The sequence below is a fragment of the Methanosphaera sp. BMS genome, from assembly GCF_003268005.1.
Taxonomy (GTDB): domain Archaea; phylum Methanobacteriota; class Methanobacteria; order Methanobacteriales; family Methanobacteriaceae; genus Methanosphaera.
The window spans coordinates 1,282,779-1,303,192 of the sequence record NZ_CP014213.1 but is presented as its reverse complement, the minus strand read 5'-3'; the positions used below and the strand labels follow the sequence as shown (position 1 = coordinate 1,303,192).

Genomic DNA, 20,414 nt, shown 5'->3' with positions numbered 1-20,414 from the left:
CATCTTATCCTAATAATATAAAAAAATAGGTGGTTTAAATATACTTTAAAACAAGACACATTTTAAACTCTTGAAAAAATAATTAAACATTCACATAAACTGTCAAAGGATATCACTGTATCCATCAACAATTCATACAGACATTTTCATTATTTACTAATATTTAAATATATATAACTAATAGTATAATAATTTTAACTAAAAATATGTAAAACAACAATATGATGACTTTAATTATTTTTGTGATAATCGATAATTGATAAGGAAGATGAACATATGATAACAGGAAAGACAAAAGTGGTGGCCGTAATAGGCAATCCCATAGAACACAGTCTATCTCCACCGATGCACAACGCGGCATATAAACAACTGGGTATGGACTATGTATACGTGGCATTCAAGATAGAAAAAGGGAATTTATCCCATCTTATAGAATCGGCCAAGACCATGGGATTGGTTGGATTGAATGTGACAATACCCTACAAGACGGATATAATAGAATACCTGGATGAAGTTGACGACACGGCAAGACGAATCAATGCGGTAAATACAATAAGATTTAAGGATGGGATAGCCAGGGGATACAATACCGATGGAACCGGGGCAGTTAAGTCCATTGAAAAATACACGGATCTTAAAGATAAAAAGGTACTCGTACTGGGTGCTGGAGGAGCGTCAAAGGCGATAACATTCACATTGCTCAATCATGGAATAAACAGTTTAACAATAGCAAACAGAAGCAGGGACAATGCAATTCAATTGATAGACAACCTAAAAAAACAAACGGGATTTGACCAGATAAGCTATGTGGACATTGAAAAAGCAGACATTATACTTGAAGATGTGGATATAATCATAAACACCACACCAATAGGAATGTATCCTAATGTAGATGCAGATACTCCCATAAAAACCGAAAAAATAAATGGAAATCATGTGGTAATGGATATAATCTACAATCCGCTGGAGACAAAACTACTTAAAATGGCAAAGGATAATGGAGCCACCACAATCAGTGGTACAAACATGCTGATTTATCAGGGAATAACCGCTTTTGAAATATTCACGGATAGGACCCCATCTTATGAATCGTTTGAAAAGGCATTGCTTGAACAATTGAAATAATCCCTTTTTTCTTATTTTTCTTGATGACATACATCAATCATTAATCTTTTCCCACTTTTTTTGGATGTTATTTTTCATTAACCCGCTTTCCAGTCACATGTTCGATTTCCAACTCCAAAATCAATGTACGGTCCTTGAATTTGGCAATTTCATCGTTTGTAATATCATTGCTTGGAAAATACTTATCACCAAACAACCTTAAAATGGAAATTATCTTTTCTTTATCATCAATTTCATTTATCCTTCCAAAACAGATGACATTCCTAAATGTAAGCCACCAGTTATCCTCCAGTTTAACTCCATCATCAAGTATGCAAAAGGATACCTTATCATGATTTCTTATGCTGTCTAGCTTATGACCTTCCTGGGCTCCATGAAAATAGATCTTATCGTCATAATAAACATAATTTAAGACAACGGTATATGGGTAGTCATCATCACCCAGAACAGCCAATGTACCCCTGGGGGACTTTTCAATTATACTCATACATTCATTCATATCTAACTGTTGATTAATTCTTCTCATAGGTCTAAACATAAATGTATATATTTAAAAAGAGATTTATGTACTTTTTTATAAAAAAATGATAAAAGGAGTGTGTTTATGTCATTACACTTCCATCCTTATTGTAAAGCCTGGTTACAACCTTGGCGTCCTTGTTGTATCCAACATGCTGGCCACTTTTATAGTCAAATGAAAACTCCTGGTTATTTTCTATCTGGAAGCACTCGGTATCCCTGTCATGATGAAGATCATATACAAAGTTAAAACCGCCACTTCCCCAGATTACAGCATCAGGCCCAAATGAATCACTATACTTGTTTAAGTCATACTCTACCAGCTTATGCAGGGTGTAGTCACGCTTACCGAGAGTATCTGCCTGCTCGTCACTCATATAGAAGACTCCATCATCCGTTGCAATGGAGTAGGTATAACCGGAACTTCCCGCCGGGGTGTCAAGGCCATAGTAACCTATCAAATCATCATAACCTGCCGAAGCCATACCAACAGCACTTACACTTGATATTAACATTGGTATGATTACAACAACTGCCGTTATCATCAATATCTTTTTATACATTTAAATTGCTCCAATTATTTAAATTCTTAATATTATCTATGATTAATGTTATTAAAATGATTTGCCATGGATTTCCTGAATTATTATTGAAATAATTACCATGGGATTAGTTAAAAAAATAGTAAATTAATGGGGGTTATCTAATTGTTCTTTCCTACAACTTCATCAATGGCATTCTTGAGTTCATTTAATGTTTCATCATTATTTTTTAGCTTATGGAAGTTATTCTGAATGTTTTTTCTGTACTTGTCGGTATTATCAAGGAAATTGTCAAGTATCTCCTGGTTGATGGTATCATGATGCTCACCATAGCCCAGCCTATCGATATAGATTGCATTAAGTATCTGTTCGAACTGCTTATTGACTGGAATGCTCAAAACAGGCTTTTCCAACTGCAAGGCCTCGGTGATAAATGAAAAACCGCCATTGGTAATGACACATTCGGCACTTCTAAAGTCATCATACAGCTGTGTTTCGCTGAATGTTCTAAAGAGAAGATTATCATCCCTTAAGTCCTTGTGAAAACCATATATGATAAATTTCTTGTCCGGATTATCCTTAAGAAGTTCAATTAACTTCCTATTGGAGTCACTCGTCTGATATACGAGGATATGACTTCCAACCGTTGATTTAAGGTTAATAATTTCGTCCCTAATAATCGGATCAACATACTTGGTGCCCTCGTTTTTAAGTTCGGGATAGAAGTATGAATAGATTAATGTTCTGTCGGCCTTCTGTATGAATGCATGAACAACCGCTTCACTGAAAATCCTATCCTTCAGGTACTTATGGGGGGATGAATACCTGGCCTCGGTCAATACGTGCATATTGTCAATACTGATAAGAGGTATTCTCAGCATATGCGAAAGCAGGTTTGCATAAAATTCAAAGTCAGATACGATAATGTCCGGCTTAAACTTCCTGGCCAACTTATACATCATGCTCATATTGTTTTTAAGATCACTTGGCACGTCCTTCATGTTATATGCAAAGGTCTTCTTGTTTTTTACACTGTTGTTTTCATAAACGGTATTGAATCCGCCAATATAATACACATTCTCAAATTTGGCGTTAAGATAATCATAAGCACGGTCACTGGCAAATACCATCAGGTCGTATCCCTCATTTATTAAGAATTCAATCACAACGGCACTACGGATTGCATGACCCAATCCCTCACCACAAAGGGAATAGAATATACGCGTGTTATGCTTTTCATGCTCAAAGCTATAGTCAAGCTGCTTAAGGGTAACCTTACGTCCCATCAACTGGTATGCAGTACTTTTGGCGTACTTCCAGGCAATTGTTTTAAGGCCTTCCTCCTTAAGCCTACGGGTTGATATGAGAAGCCGTGGAGTCTCAAGTACCTTAAACCTGCTAATTTTAGCCACTCTTTCAATATAATCGGTATCCTCTCCAAAATCAATGGCCTCATCAAAGCCGCCCACCTCTTCATGCAGTGATTTATAAGTCAATATGCCGTAACAGCCGGCACCATGTGGCTTGATGGCAGAAATCTTCTTGGTCATGTAATTTGCAAATTCATGTGATAATTCATTAATAAAACCCTTCTCTAACGGTACAATCTGTGTAATTGCAATGCCGAGGTTATGCAGCTCAAACTCCTCAACAGCCTGTTTAAGATAGTCATTTGTCAACACAGAATCGGAGTCTAAAAATAACAGAAACTCCCCAGTGGCAATACGTGCACCATTATTTCTACCTACAGCCGGAAGACCGCCATTTACAATTTTACAACCGTAACTGTTTGCTATTTCAACCGTTTTGTCCGTGGAATGGCTATCTGCCACGATTACCTCCAAATCATCAAAATCCTGCCTTTTGATGCTTTCAAGTAGATTCGGCAAGTATTCCTCTTCATTATATGTAGGTATAATAATACTAAGTTTCATAAAAAATCACATTAAATCATTGTCAATAAAGATATATGTTAAATATGCTATTTATTATTTAATAATCTGTTATTAATGCCTTTTAAGATTTGAAAAAATAAGGTGCCGGGTGGTGTTATACTGAATGATTATTCAATATCTCCACATTTGGATTGTCAAAGTATGAGTAGAAGTTCCAGGACATGAATGTTGCATCACTTTTATCCTTAAACTTATCAAATACCGATGTAATCAACTCTTTATCCGGTATCGTCGTGTTCATCACATAGGTTGTTTTTTCACCGTCCTGAATACATTCAACAATGTTATACTCACTCATGTCAACCGGTTCGCTTTGGTTTATAACGGTCAGTGTATGATATGTCGTGTCACTACCACCAACCTCGCAAATCATTGCAACCAGGAGAATATATCCCATTATAACGACAGGCTTTATGAAGTGCTTAAGCTTCAGCTTTTCATCATTTGTATAATACATCAGCCATAAAAATCCAATACCTATTAAAAACGGCTGAGAATATAAGCCTCCATCAAGCAGGCCGATAAGTGCCAGAGTCAATGCAATGATACAAACCACCTTGTTAAGTCCGGTCATCTTATGAAATGCAAGTAATCCTGTAATGTATGATACAAGCCATACAGGTATTACAACATATGCATATGGGGCCACATACTTAAGTATTGATATGCCGGTATTTACATGACTTGGCGCCATATAATATGAAACGATACCGAAAACTGATTTATATGCGTGTGAATGCATTGGACTGGATGTGCTGGGATAGGGGTGCATTGATGTCAATATCGTAAATGGACTAACGCCCATGGATTGACGAATATATAACTCCACTATAAATCCGAAGAATGCACAGCCAAGTAGGATAAGTATTGTTGCCAGCAAATATCTAAATCGATTATTGTCATTAAAGTAGAATTTGTCATTGATAAATTTGCTTTTGTCAAGTGCCACATCAAGTATGATAAATAAGCCAATCATTCCAAGAAATATGACTGTTTTTCCCTCGGATGATCCCTCAAGAAGTGGCCATAGAATGTTGGTTATGACAGCATCAATGCTGTCGGTTACGAGTATGATGATTGCCAATAGGATTAATGAGAAGGCTACCAGTAGCTTAAAGCGTGTCTTTCCAAATAATTCTCTATTAATCTCCATTTTTACAACCTTTTTATGTGAATAATTTTTATCAAAAGTATAATATTATATATTTTGATTTTCATATAAAATTTTTTTTCTAATTATGAGCAATTAAACAGGTGACATCAATATTGTAGTCACTCGTAAATTTTTCAAAAAAAGGGTTCATATTATATAATTGTGGATAATCAATAATCCGGATTGAAGCATAACTTAAATCGGTTATTATACTCTGGGATAAATCATTAAAAAAATAGTTGGGTGGTTAGATTTATGATAAATCTAACATTCTCTGGATTGCAACACGTGCCTTGCTTGCAATAGGCTCGTCAACTGTTACTTCGTATTTTTCCTCTTTAAGACATTCAAATACCTTTTCAAGTGTTATGAGTTTCATGGTTAGACAGAAGGCGTCACGTCTTAACGGATAAAATTCCTTATCGGGATTTTCACGTTTAAGCCTAGTGGCCAAATCAATTTCGGTCCCGACAACCAACTCCTTGATTGATGGATCTTTGGCCAATCTTACCATACCACCGGTACTTTCAACATAATCTGCAAGTTGTCTTACATCATCATTACATTCTGGGTGTACAACTATCTTTGCATTTGGATGATCCTCTCTTGCTTTTTCGATGTCTTCAACTTTAAACATTGTATGCACATAGCAATGTCCATCTTCCGGTACTATTAATGCATTTTTATCTGATAACTTGGCTGAGTATGTTCCAAGGTTATAGTCCGGTGCAAATATGAAGTTGTCACCGTCAAGACTGCTTACAACCTTGCCCGCATTGGCTGATGTACATACGATATCTGCCTCGCTTTTGGTTTCAGCACGACTGTTTACATAGAGTACCACAGGACTGTCTGGATTTTCACTTTTCTTCTGTTTTAACTCTTCAAGTGAAACCATATCTGCCATCTGACAGTTTGCACGATTATCAGGCAGTAGAACTTTTTTCTCAGGACTTATTATTGCGGCAGTTTCTGCCATGAAGTTTACTCCACAGAACACTATGATGTCGGCATCATCCACCTGGCTTGCCTTGATACATAACTCCAGTGAGTCACCTACAAAATCTGCTATTTCCTGAATTTCCTTTGGCTGATAATTATGTGCAAGAATTATAGCATTTTTTTCTTCTTTGAGTTTTTCAATTTCATTAATGATATTGTCTATCATAGTACACCCCTTGATTAAGATTTTTTTTTATTTATAATATAACGCTCTTATATTTTCTATTATTATTTTATCTTATTTATATTATTGCATCATTTAACAATTTTTTACAGCTACAATCCCTATTTTTGTCAGTTTTTTTAATTGTACTTGTCAATAATTCAATTAAATTTTCCTCACACATTTTCATGGCATCAACAACTTCACTGACTGTAAGGTTGGTGGGGGATATTGATGCGGCGTAGTTGCTGACGGCACATATGCTGGCATAACACATCTGTTTTTCCCTTGCCAACACCACTTCCGGTACGCCTGTCATGCCTACAACCTTTCCACCGATACTCTTATAAAACTGAATCTCGGCACCGGTCTCGAATCGTGGCCCCTCAGTGGCTATGTATATTCCCCTTGGACAAACGTCATTGCCTTCAATCAGAAGATTTCTTAAACCCTCACAGTATGGATTGGTACAGTCGATGTGAACTACTTTATCATCATAAAATGTCTGAACCCTATTTTTTGTAAAGTCTATGAAGTTATCCGGAATAAGCAGCGTTCCAGGTTGTATGTCAACATCAAGTGAACCCACGGAGTTTGTGGCAAATACGTCACTTACTCCAATCAGGTGCAGTGCCTCAATGTTTGCCCTGTAGTTAATCATGTGTGGAGGAGTACTGTGACCTTTGCTGTGACGTGGAATATATGCTACCTGTCTATTTTCAACCTCAAGTATGCTGATTGTAGGACTTACTCCATAGTCCGTTTTGATATCCCTGCTTTCAATAAGAGGGTACATGTCAAGTATGCCTTCGGCACCTGTTCCTCCAATAACGCCAATCATTTAATTACCCCTTAATCACACCAAGCGGTAACATCTGTGCAACAAGTTTGCTGATACCCGTGTCATTTGCCGTTTTAACAACACTGTCAACATCCTTATATGCTCCAGGTGCTTCTTCGGCTATAACGGATGGACTGTTGGCCTTAAGAACAATGCCCTTCTTGGCTAATTGCTGTGATATCTCTTCAGGTGTGTACTCTTTCTTAGCACCACTTCTTGAAAGCATCCTGCCGGCACCGTGAGCAGTTGAACCGAAGGTTTCCTCCATTGCAGTATCGGTACCTGCAAGTACATATGAAGCAGTACCCATTGTACCAGGTATTAGAACAGGTTGTCCCACATCACGATAATCCTGTGTAACCTCCTTACGTCCTGGACCGAATGCCCTTGTTGCACCTTTACGGTGGACGTAGACAGTCTTGTTCATCTTGCCTATCTTATGCTGTTCACGTTTTACTATATTGTGTGCCACATCATATAACACGTTCATGCCAAGGCTGTCCGCGTCCTGTTTAAGGATTGTCTCAAATGATTCACGTAGCCAGTGCTGGATCATCTGACGGTTGGTCCATGCATAGTTTGCCCCACATGCCATTGCCTGCAGGTATTTCTGTGCCTCTTCTGAGTCTATCGGTGCACATGCAAGTTGTCTGTCAGGTATGTCCATCTTCAATCTTTTTGCTACCTTATCCATCTCCCTCAGGTTGTCGGCACATATCTGGTAACCGCAGCCACGAGAACCTGTATGGATGAGAACGACTACCTGGTCCTTTTCAAGCCCATATACCTTTGCGGTATCCTCATCATATATGTCTCCAATTGTCTGGATTTCCAGGAAATGATTACCGCTACCGAGAGAACCGAGTTGTGGAATGCCACGACGTTTTGCCTTTGATGATACCTCATCAGGATTTGCTATGTCCATACAACCGTTTTCTTCCAGGTATTTGAGGTCTTCATCCCATCCGTAACCGTTTTCCACGGCCCATTTGGCACCGTTTTGAAGTACTTCATCAATCTCTGTTTCCTTAAGGTGTTTTATGCCGTTGCTTCCTAGACCTGATGGTATCTTTTTGAACAGGTCTTCAACCAGGTCATTCATGTATGGTGCAATGTCCTCTTTGGTTAGGTTTGTCTTGACAAGCCTTACTCCACAGTTTATGTCAAAACCCACACCACCTGGGCTGATGACACCGTTGTTTTCGGCAAATGCTGCCACTCCACCGATACTGAAACCGTATCCGAAGTGAATATCTGGAAGTCCAATGGATCTTTTCTGTATACCCTCTAGGTGTGCTACGTTAGCTACTTGTTGAAGGGTACCGTCATCTATCGTCTTTACGGATTCATCATCCATATATACTCTGGCAGATACTCTCATACCTTTTTCCTTGCTGGATGCAATTTCATATACTCCGTCTCTTACTTTTTCTAAATCAGCTTTAGTTACCATATGTTATCACGTGTAAAATATTATTATTATAAAAAAATTTGTTTATCATTTATTATTATATAATTATGTGTTTAGGATAGTATTTTATTTTTTCGTATGAACTTTTTATTTTCCTTCGGATACATTCCATTGGAGGAAATGTTGTCCTCTGATAATTATATTTTTCATAACTGGGGATATGTTCATTAAATGAAAAAATAATTAAGTGGAAATGGTGAGATGTTGGTAGTTGCCATAGAGTTATTTCCTAAATGTCAGATAAAAAGCTTCAATGCAATCATCCAATGGGGGACATTAACTATCTGATTTAATATTTAACGCGTGACTAAAAAAAGTGGGATGTGGGGAAAAATTGGATTATGGGTTAGTTTAAAATGAATAAATAATCTAAAAAATTATTTATGCAAATACCCCTAATAAAGGGATGACTTAATCAGTTTCTCATAAGTCCTGTTATACTTCAGGGTATCCTGATTTCCGACGATAATCAGTTTACGTTTGGCACGTGTTATGGCCACATTCAAACGCCGCAGGTCATTGAGAAATCCCAGCTCCCCATTGTCGTTGCTTCGTACGGTGGATATGATAATGATTTCCTTTTCACGGCCCTGAAATCCGTCGACACTTTTTACTTCAACATCGATGTGTTCGGATATCAGTTTTACCTGGTCGGCGTATGGGCTGATAATGCCGATGTCCTCCTTCTTTACTCCTTTGTCAAGGTAGTCGTTAGCTAGCTCTATACATATTCTGGCTTCGGTTCTGTTGACGAATGATTTTGAGTCGTTCAGGTGAGCTTCCCTGTTATCGTTCATGTTGCTGGTGTCAATAAACTCCATGGTTTTTTCATCATTAATATCAAAGTCATTTAATGTAATGTCAAATACACTGCTGTCGGTTTCAAGTAGGTTATCATAGAACTGACTATTAGAAAACCTCATCAATTCATCATTCATACGATATTGGACATTAAGCAGCTGGCCCTTGTGGGGGTATTTTTCTATCAACGATTCAAACAACGTTTCCTCCAACTCATATGCATCAGTGCTTATAACGGTTGGGGGCAACTGCTTGTGGTCACCTGCAAGTATGAATCTATGTGCCTTGGCTATCGGTATGAGCACACTTGGTATGGTTGTCTGTGATGCCTCATCAATAACCGCCACGTCAAACTTGTACTTTGCTATTACATCAAGTGCCGCAGAGGAATTCGTGGATACGATAACATCACTTTCCTCAATAATCTCCCTGACTATCTTGTCTTCAAGAACCTTGACCTTGTCATAGATTTCCTTAACCTTCTCGTCATAGTCAATCCACCTGGCCATGGACTGGATGATCTTTTTATCCACGCCACGGGTTGATTTGTTCTTGCTGGCACATCTTTTTATCTGATTGTCGGTTAATCCACGTCTCAGCTGTGGCTTCGGCTTGGTATAATATGTTTTTTCCTCATTATATTCATCTATGATGTTATAGTAGCTTTCAAGGTTAGCACCTAGGGGGTGACTGTTGATTTTATATGCCAGTGTGTGTTTAATGTTTTCGGAAGATACCCTTTGAGGATGACCAAGTCTTGTTATATTTATCTTTTCATTCATGGCAAGTCTTTCAAGAAGGTTATCTACGGCCGTGTTGCTTTCAGCCGTTGCAAGTACCTTATTGTCCTGTCTTAGTTCCTGATATATCAGTTCAACGAGTGTCCTGGTTTTACCTGTACCGAAGGGTCCGTGAATAAGATAAAAGTCCTGGGAGGACAACGCGTTTTTAACGGCCAGTTTTTGTGAATCATTCAGTGACGTATCGATGTATTCCAGGTAGACATCGTTTTCCTTTTTGGGACTTTTCATGTTCAGATGATATTCAAGTGCATGTTTTGCATTAATCGACAGGTTCTTAAGGTTATCCTCCATTCTCCTGAAAGTCACGTCATTAACGTACAAATCCAGGCGTACCTTCTTCTTGAGAGCCCATCGGGGTACTTTGGATTCAAATGCCACCTGAAGATATCTGCCGCCCTTTTCTGTGACGGTTGCAGTCAGGTTACTTTTAAGGGGATTGTCCGTACTGATAAGCACAACATCTCCCACGTTTATCTCGCAGTCGATTCTCTTTTTTCTACCGTACTGGACTATGGTCATACCAAGTTCCTTGGCAAGGCGTTTGCCCTTCATGTTGTTTACGGCTCTTCCTATCTGTTCTCTCTCATAGGAGGTCATCTTCTTTATTTCATTGACCATTACCTTGACTTCTTCCTCTCTTTCATAGTTGATTAATGTTATTAATCTTTCAATATATCGTTTCATGGGACTTCACTTCATTATTATGTGGGATTTGTCAAATAAGAAAATTATCGTTATGGACTTTATGCTTTGAAATCATTTTCTAGATATCCACAATAAACTTCACATGATACTCATTTTCAACAGACTCTATTTTCATCATGTGGTATGTTATGGCCTTGACCTCTGTCTTATAGTTGTACCTGTTTGTATCGTAGGTATCTCCGTATAGTTTTGCACTCAACTTGTAGTTCTCATCATCTTTAGTGATTTTTAAGTCATACCTGTTGGCGATAAAGAAGTCACAGTTCATAAGCATGATTACCTCAGTTACCCAGTCATAGAGCAAAGCGTACAAATCCTCGGATACAAGCTCAACTTCCTCTGTTATTACCGGATTTATCTTGTCAACGTCCGTTACAAGATTCATCGTGGCAAGAGCCGAGCTTATGAAGGCATCCTCTATGCTGTTTGCCCTTACATCTATGCCTATATCTGCTGTTGTCTCAAAATAATTGAATTTATCCATAATAATATCTTCCTCATAATTGTTTCATAAAAAAAAGTGTGATTGGATTAAGTAATATATTTACTTAATATAGTTTAGGGGCATGTTGTTTAAGATTTTCTTTAATGTCCTTACTGTCAAATCGCAGTGTGATGATTCTGCTGTTTCCTACTTTGCCTGTACTGGTATAGGTGGTATCTATCAGTCTGTAGAATTCAAGCTTGTTTACAAGACGATTGAATGTAGGATAGCTTATGTTATTTTCCCTCTTATATCCCTTGTATAGTTTACCCGATGTTAACTCTTCCTCACTTGCCCTTGCAATGTACAATAGTAGTTTCTGTTCATTTTCATTTAATGCGTCGAGTATGTAATTGAGGCTCATGCTTGTAGCACTCTTGATTGCCTTATCAACATCTTCCTGTGTTATCTTACGTGAAGCGTTTATCTCTGCATTGTTTCCGCTTGTTCTTAACAGGTCAATTCCCAGTCGTAAATCTCCACTTTCATAGGTGTAATCGGTTATTTGTTCTATAAGATCATCCGAGATGACACCCGGGAAAAATCCAAGACGTACCCTTTCCTCAAGTATCTTGTACGTTTCATCATATGTGTATGGATTGAAGTTTATCTCATTTGCATTGAATATTGATCCTACGTTCTGGTCAAGAACATGTCTGAAGTTAAGGTCACTCAGTACGCCAAACAGTCCTGTACGTACACCTTCAAAGGATTCATATGCCCTTAGAATGTCATAAAATACTTCACTGATCATGTTGCTTGCAAAGAGGTGGTTGATGTCATCCAATGCAACTATCAATGCTTTATCCGATTCGATAAGATGATTCATTATCTTGTTGTATATCCTTGAAAATGGGACACCCGTCTCAGGAGGGGCATGTCCGAATATCTTCTTGTATATCTGACTGAATATGTCGAATTTTGTTGAGTGCAGCTGACAGTTGATGTATACGCATATCAACGTGTCGTCACAGTCGAAGTCGGCCATTTCAAACAGCTTCTTGATTGCAGTTGTCTTACCGGTAGCCGGTGGTCCCAGTATAAGGTTGTTTATAGGCTTGCCCTTGAGCAGTGCAGGTCTTAATGATAATGCCATCTCTTCCATTTGTGCCTGTCTTAGCTTGAAGTTTTCAGGGATGTAATCTGAGTTGAATACTGTCATGTCCTGAAAGATTGTCTCGTCATGTAATAAAATGTCACTAATGTCCATTAATTTTGTCTCCCTATTTGTTTGTTTAAATCACACTTCCGAATATGAACGATACGAATGCTATGAGCATTGCGATTTTCATATATTTCGATACCTTATGTAATATATCTTTGTCATGATTCTTAAGGGTTAATACTCCACAGTATATGAATATTATGTCCGCTACTAGTACCACTATCATATAATATTGTGAGAAGATTCCATAGACATATAGCAGTGGTGTGAGTATGCAGGTCAATATGTTTGTTGCAAAGGCCAGCTTTATGCTGTTTTCTATACCATATGCTATCGGAAGGGTATGGGCATTCTCCTTAATATCTCCCTCGATGTCCTCACAGTCCTTTATAATCTCACGTGAGAGTGTCATCAGAAATGCAAATGCCGCAAGTATAACGCTTATGTACAAGTCATGCGTTATAAGTCCACCGAATACGAAGGTCAACGCGGTAAGCAGACTGACGGTAACGTTTCCTATCAGGCATCTTTTCTTGAAGTCATAGGCATATACAATCATTATGGCCGAACAGAGTATTACCAGTATTCCATTTGGAACTGATATGTAAAAGCCAATTATTGTTGCTATGGCAAATAGTATTAGGCTGTAGTATAATGCATTTTTCAGGGATATTCTGCCTGATGGAATTGGCCGGGCGGGCTTGTTTATCTTGTCGATTTCATAGTCATAGTAATCGTTGATAGTGTTTCCGGCACCCGTTGCTATACATACGGCTAGTGCACCAAAGATGATGTTGATGTTGTATACGTGGCTTATTACTGCCATGAGCAGCACTGCTATTGATGCCATCACCGCATTTGCAGGTCGTAATATTTCAATATATGGATTCATAATAACTTTATCCTCATGGAATTATTTAAAGATTATATGGTTATATATCATATATATACTATACTTCATTAAAAAAATTTTTGGAAAAAATATCCTTTTTGAGGATATGTCATGTTATACTTTAGTATAAATTCATGATTTCAAAAAAAAGTAATAATGGGGGTTCATTAATCCTTTGGATTATTGATATATTTTGTGCTGTCAGGTAATGTGATTGCTCGTATTGCCAATGGAATTATGTGGATGCATGCGGAATTAGTTTTTACTTTGATAATGTCTTTTGTCTGTCTGATCTTATTTTGGATAGTTGGACGCTTGTCTTTTTGAATATGAAACTGTAGTATATCATAACTGCCATTATGCTTGTAATGCTGACTATATTTATTATGTCGGTTATTAGTGTCATGTTCATTTCGGGTTCCTCTTATTTATTATTTAGGGATATCTTTAATATACCTATACCCCTATGGGTATAATTATATATGGGTATACTAATATATAAATGATGACTCCTCCCAGTTAAAGATGAAAAGAAAAACATGAAAGCAACATTGAATCAACATGATTAGCACGTGACAACTAAGAATTAAATCAGCTCTGTGATGATGGGATACACATCAATTTCATGATTCAATAAATATGTCCTTCTGTACCATCGCAAAGTATTTATATTATACAAAACATAGTATTAAATAACTAATTTTTAACATACTTAAAACTGTGAGCGAATGAGTATCACTCATTAAGGAGTTTTAAATTAGAATATTTTTTAATATAAAATTTATATTTTTAGAATGGCCATTTAATCAGACAACAAGTTCTTAAAAATTACAGTCGGGTGTATTAATATTTTATATAATAATCAGACAATCAACTTATCGTTAGATAATTTGATGTAACTTTTTAGACCTTGAAATGGATGGTTAAAAAGCCAGATGATAATTGGAGGAAATTAAATGGCAAATTTTGAAGTACCAAAAGAAATAGCTGATAAAGTTTATGAAGCTTTAGAAATAGCAAGAGATACAGGTAAAATAGGAAAAGGAACTAACGAAGTTACTAAAAATATCGAAAGAAGCAATGTAGCACTCGCTATAATTGCAGAAGATATTGAACCAGCTGAAATCGTAGCACACTTACCTATCTTAGCAGAAGAAAAAGAAATTCCTTACGTATATCTTCCAACCAAAGAAGAATTAGGAGAAGCTGCAGGACTTAAAGTTGGTACCGCATCCGCATGTATCATTGATGCTGGTGAAGGTCAAGAACTTGTAAATGAAATTGTTGAAAAAGTCGCAGAACTCAAAAACTAATCGTGATTGGACCTAGTTTAGGAAAATAAGTATCTTAAATTGAAGTATCATAATTTTACACTATTTAAACGGACTTAAAAGATATTCTATTATAAGGAAACGATGTTCTTATTCTTTCTTTTAATTTTTTAAATATAGTAAAAAAACTTCAGTATTAGATTTTTATACCAATCAAATTTTATAAGGTGATTATATGGAAGACGGTACTCCAGCAGAAGTTATTGAAGTTTTAAAAAGAACAGGAATGACTGGAGAAGTAATGCAAGTAAAATGCAGAATACTTGATGGAAGAGATAAAGGAAGAATTCTCACTAGAAACGTTATGGGAGCTATCAAAGAAGGCGACATCCTAATGTTACTGGATACAATAAGAGAAGCAAAAGAAATCAGAACTCCATAGATTCTATGGATGATGATTGTAATCTTTTTTATTGTAAAAGAAATTCTTTTATATACATAACAGGAGTTTAAAAATGAGAACATGTTCATTCTGTGGAGAAGAAATACCAGAAGGTACAGGAAAAATGTACGTTCGTAAAGATGGATCAATTTATTTCTTCTGTAGTAGTAAATGTGAAAAAAATAATAAACTTGGAAGAATACCAAGAAAAGTTAAGTGGGTTAAACAATGAAACAAAGAACATTCGCAATGTTAAAACCTGATGCAGTCAAAAGACGATTAACAGGTAAAATCCTTTCAAGATTTGAAGAACGTGGATTAAAAGTAATAGCAGCTAAAACTCTTATGATTTCAGAAGACCTTGCAAAAACACACTATGGTGAACATAGTGAAAAACCATTCTTTGCAGATTTAGTATCATACATAACCTCAGGACCAGTATTTGCAATGGTACTTGAAGGTGATGACGTAATAGCTCAAGTAAGAAAAATGGTTGGAGCAACAAACCCAAAAGAAGCAGATGTAGGTACAATCAGAGGCGACTTTGCAATAGACTTAGGCCGTAATGTAGTACACGCTTCAGATTCTGAACAATCAGCAGAAAGAGAAATTAAATTATTCTTCGACGAATCAGAATTCTGTGATTATGAATTACCTGATGAAGCAATAATTTATGAAGAGCTATAAGAAAAGCAATAATTTTCTTTAATTTTGCTCTTTTTGTTATTACATTTAACAAAACAAAAATTATTGGATAGTGCATAAAGACTAATAACTCATCCAAAAACCCTTTAAAAAATTTATTTTAATTTACGCGTAAAAAAATAATAAAATAAAAAAAAACCACGACTTATTAGTTTGAGTGAATTTATTCAATACATTAAAATAAGCAATATGTTCTAGGATTAACCATTCTTTTTCAGGAAATCAAGAAAATAGTTGTCAGAGTCACATCAGGATAAAAACAATAGAACTTTGAACTTATTTAACCCGGTTAAAAGGATTATACAAATTGTATAATGAAATGTTTTTTTAAGGAGATAAGGAAAATGAAGACTAGATCACCGATAGTATCTGTTCTAGGTCATGTAGACCATGGAAAAACTACTCTTTTAGATAATATAAGGGGCAGTACTGTTGCATCCAAGGAGGCCGGTGGAATAACACAGCACATCGGAGCAACGGAAATTCCAATGGATGTTATCTCATCAATCTGTGGTGATTTTCTGGCAAAAATGAATATCCAAGAAAAGCTACCAGGATTATTCTTTATAGACACGCCAGGTCATGAAGCATTCACGACCCTTCGTAAAAGAGGAGGTTCGCTTGCCGATTTAGCAATCTTAATAATGGATATCAATGAAGGATTTAAACCTCAAACATATGAGGCATTAAGCATATTGAAATCATCCAAAACACCATTTGTAGTAGCTGCAAACAAGATTGACAGAATCCCTGGATGGAATTCACCAGATGATGAAGAAGATACAGAATCAAAAAAATACGTATCCTTCTCAGAATCAATACAAAATCAGCATAAGAATGTGGCATTTGATTTAGATCAAAAGATTTATGAAATAGTTGGAGAATTGCATAAAAAAGGATTTGAATCAGAAAGATTTGACCGTGTAAGTAACTTTGCAAGTCAAATAACAATAGTACCTATCAGTGCCATGACAGGTGAAGGAATACCTGAACTATTGACCATGCTACTGGGACTGGCATACCAATACCTCAGTCAGCAACTTCAAATAGAAGAGGACGCACCTGCAGCAGGAACGGTACTTGAAGTTAAGGAAGAAAAGGGTCTCGGTTTAACCATCGACACAATATTATACGATGGAGTACTAAACAAGGATGACCGCATAATGCTACTTACAAAGGACAACAAGGTAATATCTACCAAGATACGATCACTTCTTAAACCGAATGCACTGGAGGAAATCAGGGAATCCCATACAATGTTTGAGGATACCGAACAGATAGTTGCAGCAGCCGGTGTAAAGATAGTGGCACCACACGTCGATGATGTGGTATCAGGTTCACCCCTCAAGGTGGCAAACGACAATGATGCAAACATCCATGAGGAATTGCTATCAGAAGTGGACAATATACGCATACAGACAAATGATGTCGGAATAATCGTAAAGGCAGACACACTTGGATCCCTGGAGGCACTCGTAAACATATTTGATGGAATGGACATTCCAATCAAGTCCGCTGAAATAGGGGACGTATCACGTCGTGACATCATAAATGCATCAATAATGCATGAAGAGGATGAAAAATACGGTGTAATCATAGCATTCAACGTAAACCTATTGCCATCAGCACAGGAAGAACTACAGGGTCAAGACATAAAGATATTCCGAGATAAAGTAATCTATCAAATAACCGAGGATTACCAGGAATGGTTACTGACGGCTCAAGAACGTAAGAAGAAGGCAAGACTGGATTCAATCATACGTCCTGCTAAAATCAGAATAATACCTAAATTAGTATTCAGAAAAAGCAAACCTGCAATCGCCGGTATTGAAGTAATGAGTGGAATAATCGAAAAAGGCGTTACTTTAATCAACAAGGACGGTCATATTGTAGGAACCGTAGACAGTATGGAAGATAAGGGAGAAACACTGCCGAAATCATCCAGAGGTTCAAAGGTTGCAATGGCCATAGGCTCAGCAGTCTTCCAAAAGGACTTTGAAGAAGGCGACGTACTATACGTGGACATGGACGAGGCAAACTTTTTAACACTCAAGAATGAATTCGAAAGCAAATTCCTTGACGACGAAATACTGACCATGGAAGAGCTACAGCAAATCAAACAGGAATGTGAAGATTCAATGTGGGGAGTAGTCAATACAGACTGGAGCCAACTTGACACACTTGATGATGGCGAGTTTGAAGATTACTATGAATAGGTAAATAAAAAAAAAGGTAGAATAAACTACCCTTCAATAAATAAATTAAACAAATAACGGAGGCATATAATGGTATACAAAGTAGTTGTATCAGATGCAGATGTAACATACCAATTAGAATTAGATGATAAAGATGCAAAAATCGTTAACGGACTTAAAATTGGTGATGAATTTAACGGTGGAGTTTTAGGACTCAAAGGTTACAAATTACAAATCACCGGTGGAAGTGACAAAAACGGATTCCCAATGAAACCAGATGTAGACGGATCACGCAGATTCAAAAGTTTAGTAAGTGGTGGAATTGGATTTAAACCAACAAGAAAAGGTTTAAGAAGAAGAAAAACTGTACGTGGAAACACAATTGCAGATGATATCTCACAAATTAATGTAAAAGTTTCAGAAAGAGGAGAACAAACACTAACTGAAATTTTCGCAGAACCAGCTGAAGAAGAACAAGAAGAATAGATTCTTAATATACCATTAATAATCTATATGGGGGTGTAACTTATGAAAGTACAATCCGAAGTAAATATTGGATTAGTAGGTCACGTTGATCATGGTAAAACCACACTCACAAAGGCTTTATCAGGAATATGGACTGATACTCATAGCGAAGAAGCTAAAAGAGGGATTTCAATCAGATTAGGTTATGCTGACATAACCTTCAGAAGATGCAATGAATGTCCATCACCTCAATGTTACACTACAAAAGAAACTTGTGAACACTGCGGTTCTAAAACTGATGTACTTAGAAAAGTATCATTTGTTGATTCACCGGGACACGAAACATTAATGGCAACAATGCTTTCAGGAGCCGCCATAATGGACGGTGCAATATTGGTTATCGGTGCCAACGAGCCATGTCCTCAACCACAGACAAAAGAGCACTTAATGGCATTGGATGTAATAGGTGTTCAAAACGTAATTGTAGTTCAGAACAAAATAGATACAGTACCAAAAGAAAAGGCTATAGAAAACTATCATGAAATCAAGGAGTTCGTAAAGGGAACCTGTGCAGAAGGAGTACCTATCATACCTATATCAGCTCAGCAGGGTGCAAACATCGACGTATTAATCAAGACAATACAGAAGTTTATCAAGACACCTAGAAGATCAGTACGTAAAAATCCTAAACTATTCGTAGCAAGATCATTTGATATAAACAAACCGGGTACACATCCAAAGAAAATCAAAGGTGGAATCATTGGAGGTTCACTCGTACAGGGTAAATTCAAACTCGGCGATGAGATAGAAATAAAACCTGGAATACAGGTTAAACGTAAGGGCAAATCCGAATGGGTCAGCTTAATATCAACAATCACCGGACTTGAAGCTGCCGATGAATTCGTTGACGATGTTGGACCTGGAGGATTAATAGGTATAGCATTACTGCTTGACCCAGCTCTTACCAAGGCAGATTCATTATCAGGTTCTATAGCAGGAAAACCAGGTACTTTACCACCAACAATCCAGGAGTTTACCATGAAGACAAACCTGCTTGAAAGGGTTGTCGGAACCAAGGATGAAACAGACGTGGAACCTATACATTCTTCTGAAAACTTGATGATAAACGTGGGAACGTCCACTACCATAGGACTTGTTACCAGTGCTAGAGATAAGGAAGTAGATGTAAAACTAAAATTACCAGTATGTGCAGAAGAAGGACAACGTGTTGCATTAAGCCGTCGTGTTGGAGCTAGATGGAGGCTAATAGGTTATGGTATCATCAAATCATAAGGCGGTTGTTGATACAAATTTTTGATGATGATGATTCAAAAGGATGTGGATGTAGTCACACAACTTACGAGTCGGTTACCATCATATTATGAATTAATAGTTCCATCACTTGTACTTGATGAATTAGATAAACTAAAAAGAAATTCCAAAGGTAAAAACAAGCTGGCCGCTACAATTGCATTGCAGATAGCTAAAAGTGAAGTTTTTAAAACAGTTCAAATAGACAAGACAGAACACGTGGATAATCTACTGCTTAAATATTGCACAGCAGATGACGTGCTGTGTACAAATGACAGGAATCTTCGTAAAAAGGCTAGAGAACTTGGCATAAGTGTAGTTTATCTAAGACAACACAGATATTTGGAAGTCGATGGTTATATAAAACGTAACAAATAACGAAAAGCATTAATTACTGGAGGAAA

At 37.0% G+C, this 20,414-nt stretch carries 21 protein-coding genes; 9 read left to right on the top strand and 12 right to left on the bottom strand.

The window, feature by feature from the left end; genetic code table 11:
* Positions 1-276: 276 nt before the first annotated feature.
* On the top strand, positions 277-1,125 hold the full coding sequence (gene aroE / locus AW729_RS04660; RefSeq protein ID WP_112124012.1) for a shikimate dehydrogenase: 849 nt from the start codon (positions 277-279) through the stop codon (positions 1,123-1,125).
* A 67-nt stretch (positions 1,126-1,192) separates the two neighbouring features.
* Here the strand turns inward: aroE and AW729_RS04655 are convergent, their stop codons facing one another.
* From AW729_RS04655 to AW729_RS11240, 12 genes are all read right to left on the bottom strand, one after another.
* Entirely contained in the window at positions 1,193-1,612 is a 420-nt protein-coding gene (locus tag AW729_RS04655; protein ID WP_204355198.1) for a pyridoxamine 5'-phosphate oxidase family protein, read from the bottom strand.
* Positions 1,613-1,727: 115 nt separating this feature from the next.
* Positions 1,728-2,207 carry a hypothetical protein gene (locus tag AW729_RS04650; RefSeq protein ID WP_112124010.1) on the bottom strand — a complete coding sequence of 160 codons (480 nt, stop codon included), beginning with the start codon at positions 2,205-2,207 and terminating at the stop codon, positions 1,728-1,730.
* Between the two features lie 140 nt (positions 2,208-2,347).
* A complete protein-coding gene (locus tag AW729_RS04645; protein WP_112124009.1) occupies positions 2,348-4,120 on the bottom strand; it encodes an MJ1255/VC2487 family glycosyltransferase in 1,773 nt (590 codons plus the stop codon).
* Between the two features lie 115 nt (positions 4,121-4,235).
* Positions 4,236-5,294, bottom strand: coding sequence for a hypothetical protein (locus AW729_RS04640; protein WP_112124008.1), 1,059 nt, complete (start codon positions 5,292-5,294; stop codon positions 4,236-4,238).
* A 253-nt stretch (positions 5,295-5,547) separates the two neighbouring features.
* Positions 5,548-6,462, bottom strand: a complete 915-nt coding sequence (gene nadA / locus AW729_RS04635) for a quinolinate synthase NadA (RefSeq protein ID WP_204355197.1) — start codon at positions 6,460-6,462, stop codon at positions 5,548-5,550.
* Positions 6,463-6,538: 76 nt separating this feature from the next.
* Complete coding sequence (locus AW729_RS04630) at positions 6,539-7,300, bottom strand: MTAP family purine nucleoside phosphorylase (RefSeq protein WP_112124007.1); 762 nt, start codon at positions 7,298-7,300, stop codon at positions 6,539-6,541.
* Positions 7,301-7,304: 4 nt separating this feature from the next.
* Positions 7,305-8,753, bottom strand: a complete 1,449-nt coding sequence (locus AW729_RS04625; protein WP_112124006.1) for an RtcB family protein — start codon at positions 8,751-8,753, stop codon at positions 7,305-7,307.
* Between the two features lie 413 nt (positions 8,754-9,166).
* Complete coding sequence (locus tag AW729_RS04620) at positions 9,167-11,059, bottom strand: IGHMBP2 family helicase (protein WP_112124005.1); 1,893 nt, start codon at positions 11,057-11,059, stop codon at positions 9,167-9,169.
* Positions 11,060-11,138: 79 nt separating this feature from the next.
* Positions 11,139-11,564: an archease gene (locus AW729_RS04615; RefSeq protein WP_112124004.1), complete on the bottom strand. Its 426-nt coding sequence runs from the start codon at positions 11,562-11,564 to the stop codon at positions 11,139-11,141.
* Positions 11,565-11,628: 64 nt separating this feature from the next.
* Positions 11,629-12,774, bottom strand: a complete 1,146-nt coding sequence (locus AW729_RS04610) for an ORC1-type DNA replication protein (protein WP_112124003.1) — start codon at positions 12,772-12,774, stop codon at positions 11,629-11,631.
* 25 nt (positions 12,775-12,799) lie between these two features.
* Entirely contained in the window at positions 12,800-13,621 is an 822-nt protein-coding gene (locus tag AW729_RS04605; RefSeq protein ID WP_112124002.1) for a UbiA family prenyltransferase, read from the bottom strand.
* A gap of 262 nt (positions 13,622-13,883) precedes the next feature.
* Positions 13,884-14,033, bottom strand: coding sequence for a hypothetical protein (locus AW729_RS11240; RefSeq protein ID WP_162685794.1), 150 nt, complete (start codon positions 14,031-14,033; stop codon positions 13,884-13,886).
* A gap of 544 nt (positions 14,034-14,577) precedes the next feature.
* Between AW729_RS11240 and rpl7ae the strand changes: the two genes are divergently transcribed.
* The 8 genes from rpl7ae (at position 14,578) to AW729_RS04565 (ending at position 20,388) form a co-directional block, all read left to right on the top strand.
* Complete coding sequence (gene rpl7ae, locus AW729_RS04600; RefSeq protein ID WP_112124001.1) at positions 14,578-14,934, top strand: 50S ribosomal protein L7Ae; 357 nt, start codon at positions 14,578-14,580, stop codon at positions 14,932-14,934.
* Between the two features lie 193 nt (positions 14,935-15,127).
* Positions 15,128-15,334 carry a 30S ribosomal protein S28e gene (locus AW729_RS04595; RefSeq protein WP_112124000.1) on the top strand — a complete coding sequence of 69 codons (207 nt, stop codon included), beginning with the start codon at positions 15,128-15,130 and terminating at the stop codon, positions 15,332-15,334.
* Between the two features lie 73 nt (positions 15,335-15,407).
* On the top strand, positions 15,408-15,566 hold the full coding sequence (locus AW729_RS04590) for a 50S ribosomal protein L24e (RefSeq protein WP_112123999.1): 159 nt from the start codon (positions 15,408-15,410) through the stop codon (positions 15,564-15,566).
* Positions 15,563-16,021: a nucleoside-diphosphate kinase gene (gene ndk / locus AW729_RS04585; RefSeq protein WP_112123998.1), complete on the top strand. Its 459-nt coding sequence runs from the start codon at positions 15,563-15,565 to the stop codon at positions 16,019-16,021. Before AW729_RS04590 ends, ndk begins: the two co-directional genes overlap by 4 nt.
* A 362-nt stretch (positions 16,022-16,383) precedes the next feature.
* Positions 16,384-18,255 carry a translation initiation factor IF-2 gene (gene infB / locus AW729_RS04580; protein ID WP_112123997.1) on the top strand — a complete coding sequence of 624 codons (1,872 nt, stop codon included), beginning with the start codon at positions 16,384-16,386 and terminating at the stop codon, positions 18,253-18,255.
* A gap of 69 nt (positions 18,256-18,324) precedes the next feature.
* Positions 18,325-18,720 (top strand): 30S ribosomal protein S6e, encoded by a 396-nt coding sequence (locus AW729_RS04575; RefSeq protein ID WP_112123996.1) that lies wholly within the window; start codon positions 18,325-18,327, stop codon positions 18,718-18,720.
* Positions 18,721-18,762: 42 nt separating this feature from the next.
* Entirely contained in the window at positions 18,763-19,992 is a 1,230-nt protein-coding gene (locus tag AW729_RS04570) for a translation initiation factor IF-2 subunit gamma (protein ID WP_112123995.1), read from the top strand.
* Between the two features lie 27 nt (positions 19,993-20,019).
* Positions 20,020-20,388, top strand: a complete 369-nt coding sequence (locus AW729_RS04565; RefSeq protein ID WP_236951265.1) for a PIN domain-containing protein — start codon at positions 20,020-20,022, stop codon at positions 20,386-20,388.
* The last annotated feature ends 26 nt before the right edge of the window (positions 20,389-20,414 follow it).

What these genes read in the sequence shown, in the direction of transcription:
- aroE (WP_112124012.1), top strand. Translation starts at nt 277, where the DNA reads ATGATAACAGGAAAGACAAAAGTGGTGGCCGTAATAGGCAATCCCATA.
- AW729_RS04655 (WP_204355198.1), bottom strand. Translation starts at nt 1,612, where the DNA reads ATGAGTATAATTGAAAAGTCCCCCAGGGGTACATTGGCTGTTCTGGGT.
- AW729_RS04650 (WP_112124010.1), bottom strand. Translation starts at nt 2,207, where the DNA reads ATGTATAAAAAGATATTGATGATAACGGCAGTTGTTGTAATCATACCA.
- AW729_RS04645 (WP_112124009.1), bottom strand. Translation starts at nt 4,120, where the DNA reads ATGAAACTTAGTATTATTATACCTACATATAATGAAGAGGAATACTTG.
- AW729_RS04640 (WP_112124008.1), bottom strand. Translation starts at nt 5,294, where the DNA reads ATGGAGATTAATAGAGAATTATTTGGAAAGACACGCTTTAAGCTACTG.
- nadA (WP_204355197.1), bottom strand. Translation starts at nt 6,462, where the DNA reads ATGATAGACAATATCATTAATGAAATTGAAAAACTCAAAGAAGAAAAA.
- AW729_RS04630 (WP_112124007.1), bottom strand. Translation starts at nt 7,300, where the DNA reads ATGATTGGCGTTATTGGAGGAACAGGTGCCGAAGGCATACTTGACATG.
- AW729_RS04625 (WP_112124006.1), bottom strand. Translation starts at nt 8,753, where the DNA reads ATGGTAACTAAAGCTGATTTAGAAAAAGTAAGAGACGGAGTATATGAA.
- AW729_RS04620 (WP_112124005.1), bottom strand. Translation starts at nt 11,059, where the DNA reads ATGAAACGATATATTGAAAGATTAATAACATTAATCAACTATGAAAGA.
- AW729_RS04615 (WP_112124004.1), bottom strand. Translation starts at nt 11,564, where the DNA reads ATGGATAAATTCAATTATTTTGAGACAACAGCAGATATAGGCATAGAT.
- AW729_RS04610 (WP_112124003.1), bottom strand. Translation starts at nt 12,774, where the DNA reads ATGGACATTAGTGACATTTTATTACATGACGAGACAATCTTTCAGGAC.
- AW729_RS04605 (WP_112124002.1), bottom strand. Translation starts at nt 13,621, where the DNA reads ATGAATCCATATATTGAAATATTACGACCTGCAAATGCGGTGATGGCA.
- AW729_RS11240 (WP_162685794.1), bottom strand. Translation starts at nt 14,033, where the DNA reads ATGAACATGACACTAATAACCGACATAATAAATATAGTCAGCATTACA.
- rpl7ae (WP_112124001.1), top strand. Translation starts at nt 14,578, where the DNA reads ATGGCAAATTTTGAAGTACCAAAAGAAATAGCTGATAAAGTTTATGAA.
- AW729_RS04595 (WP_112124000.1), top strand. Translation starts at nt 15,128, where the DNA reads ATGGAAGACGGTACTCCAGCAGAAGTTATTGAAGTTTTAAAAAGAACA.
- AW729_RS04590 (WP_112123999.1), top strand. Translation starts at nt 15,408, where the DNA reads ATGAGAACATGTTCATTCTGTGGAGAAGAAATACCAGAAGGTACAGGA.
- ndk (WP_112123998.1), top strand. Translation starts at nt 15,563, where the DNA reads ATGAAACAAAGAACATTCGCAATGTTAAAACCTGATGCAGTCAAAAGA.
- infB (WP_112123997.1), top strand. Translation starts at nt 16,384, where the DNA reads ATGAAGACTAGATCACCGATAGTATCTGTTCTAGGTCATGTAGACCAT.
- AW729_RS04575 (WP_112123996.1), top strand. Translation starts at nt 18,325, where the DNA reads ATGGTATACAAAGTAGTTGTATCAGATGCAGATGTAACATACCAATTA.
- AW729_RS04570 (WP_112123995.1), top strand. Translation starts at nt 18,763, where the DNA reads ATGAAAGTACAATCCGAAGTAAATATTGGATTAGTAGGTCACGTTGAT.
- AW729_RS04565 (WP_236951265.1), top strand. Translation starts at nt 20,020, where the DNA reads ATGATGATTCAAAAGGATGTGGATGTAGTCACACAACTTACGAGTCGG.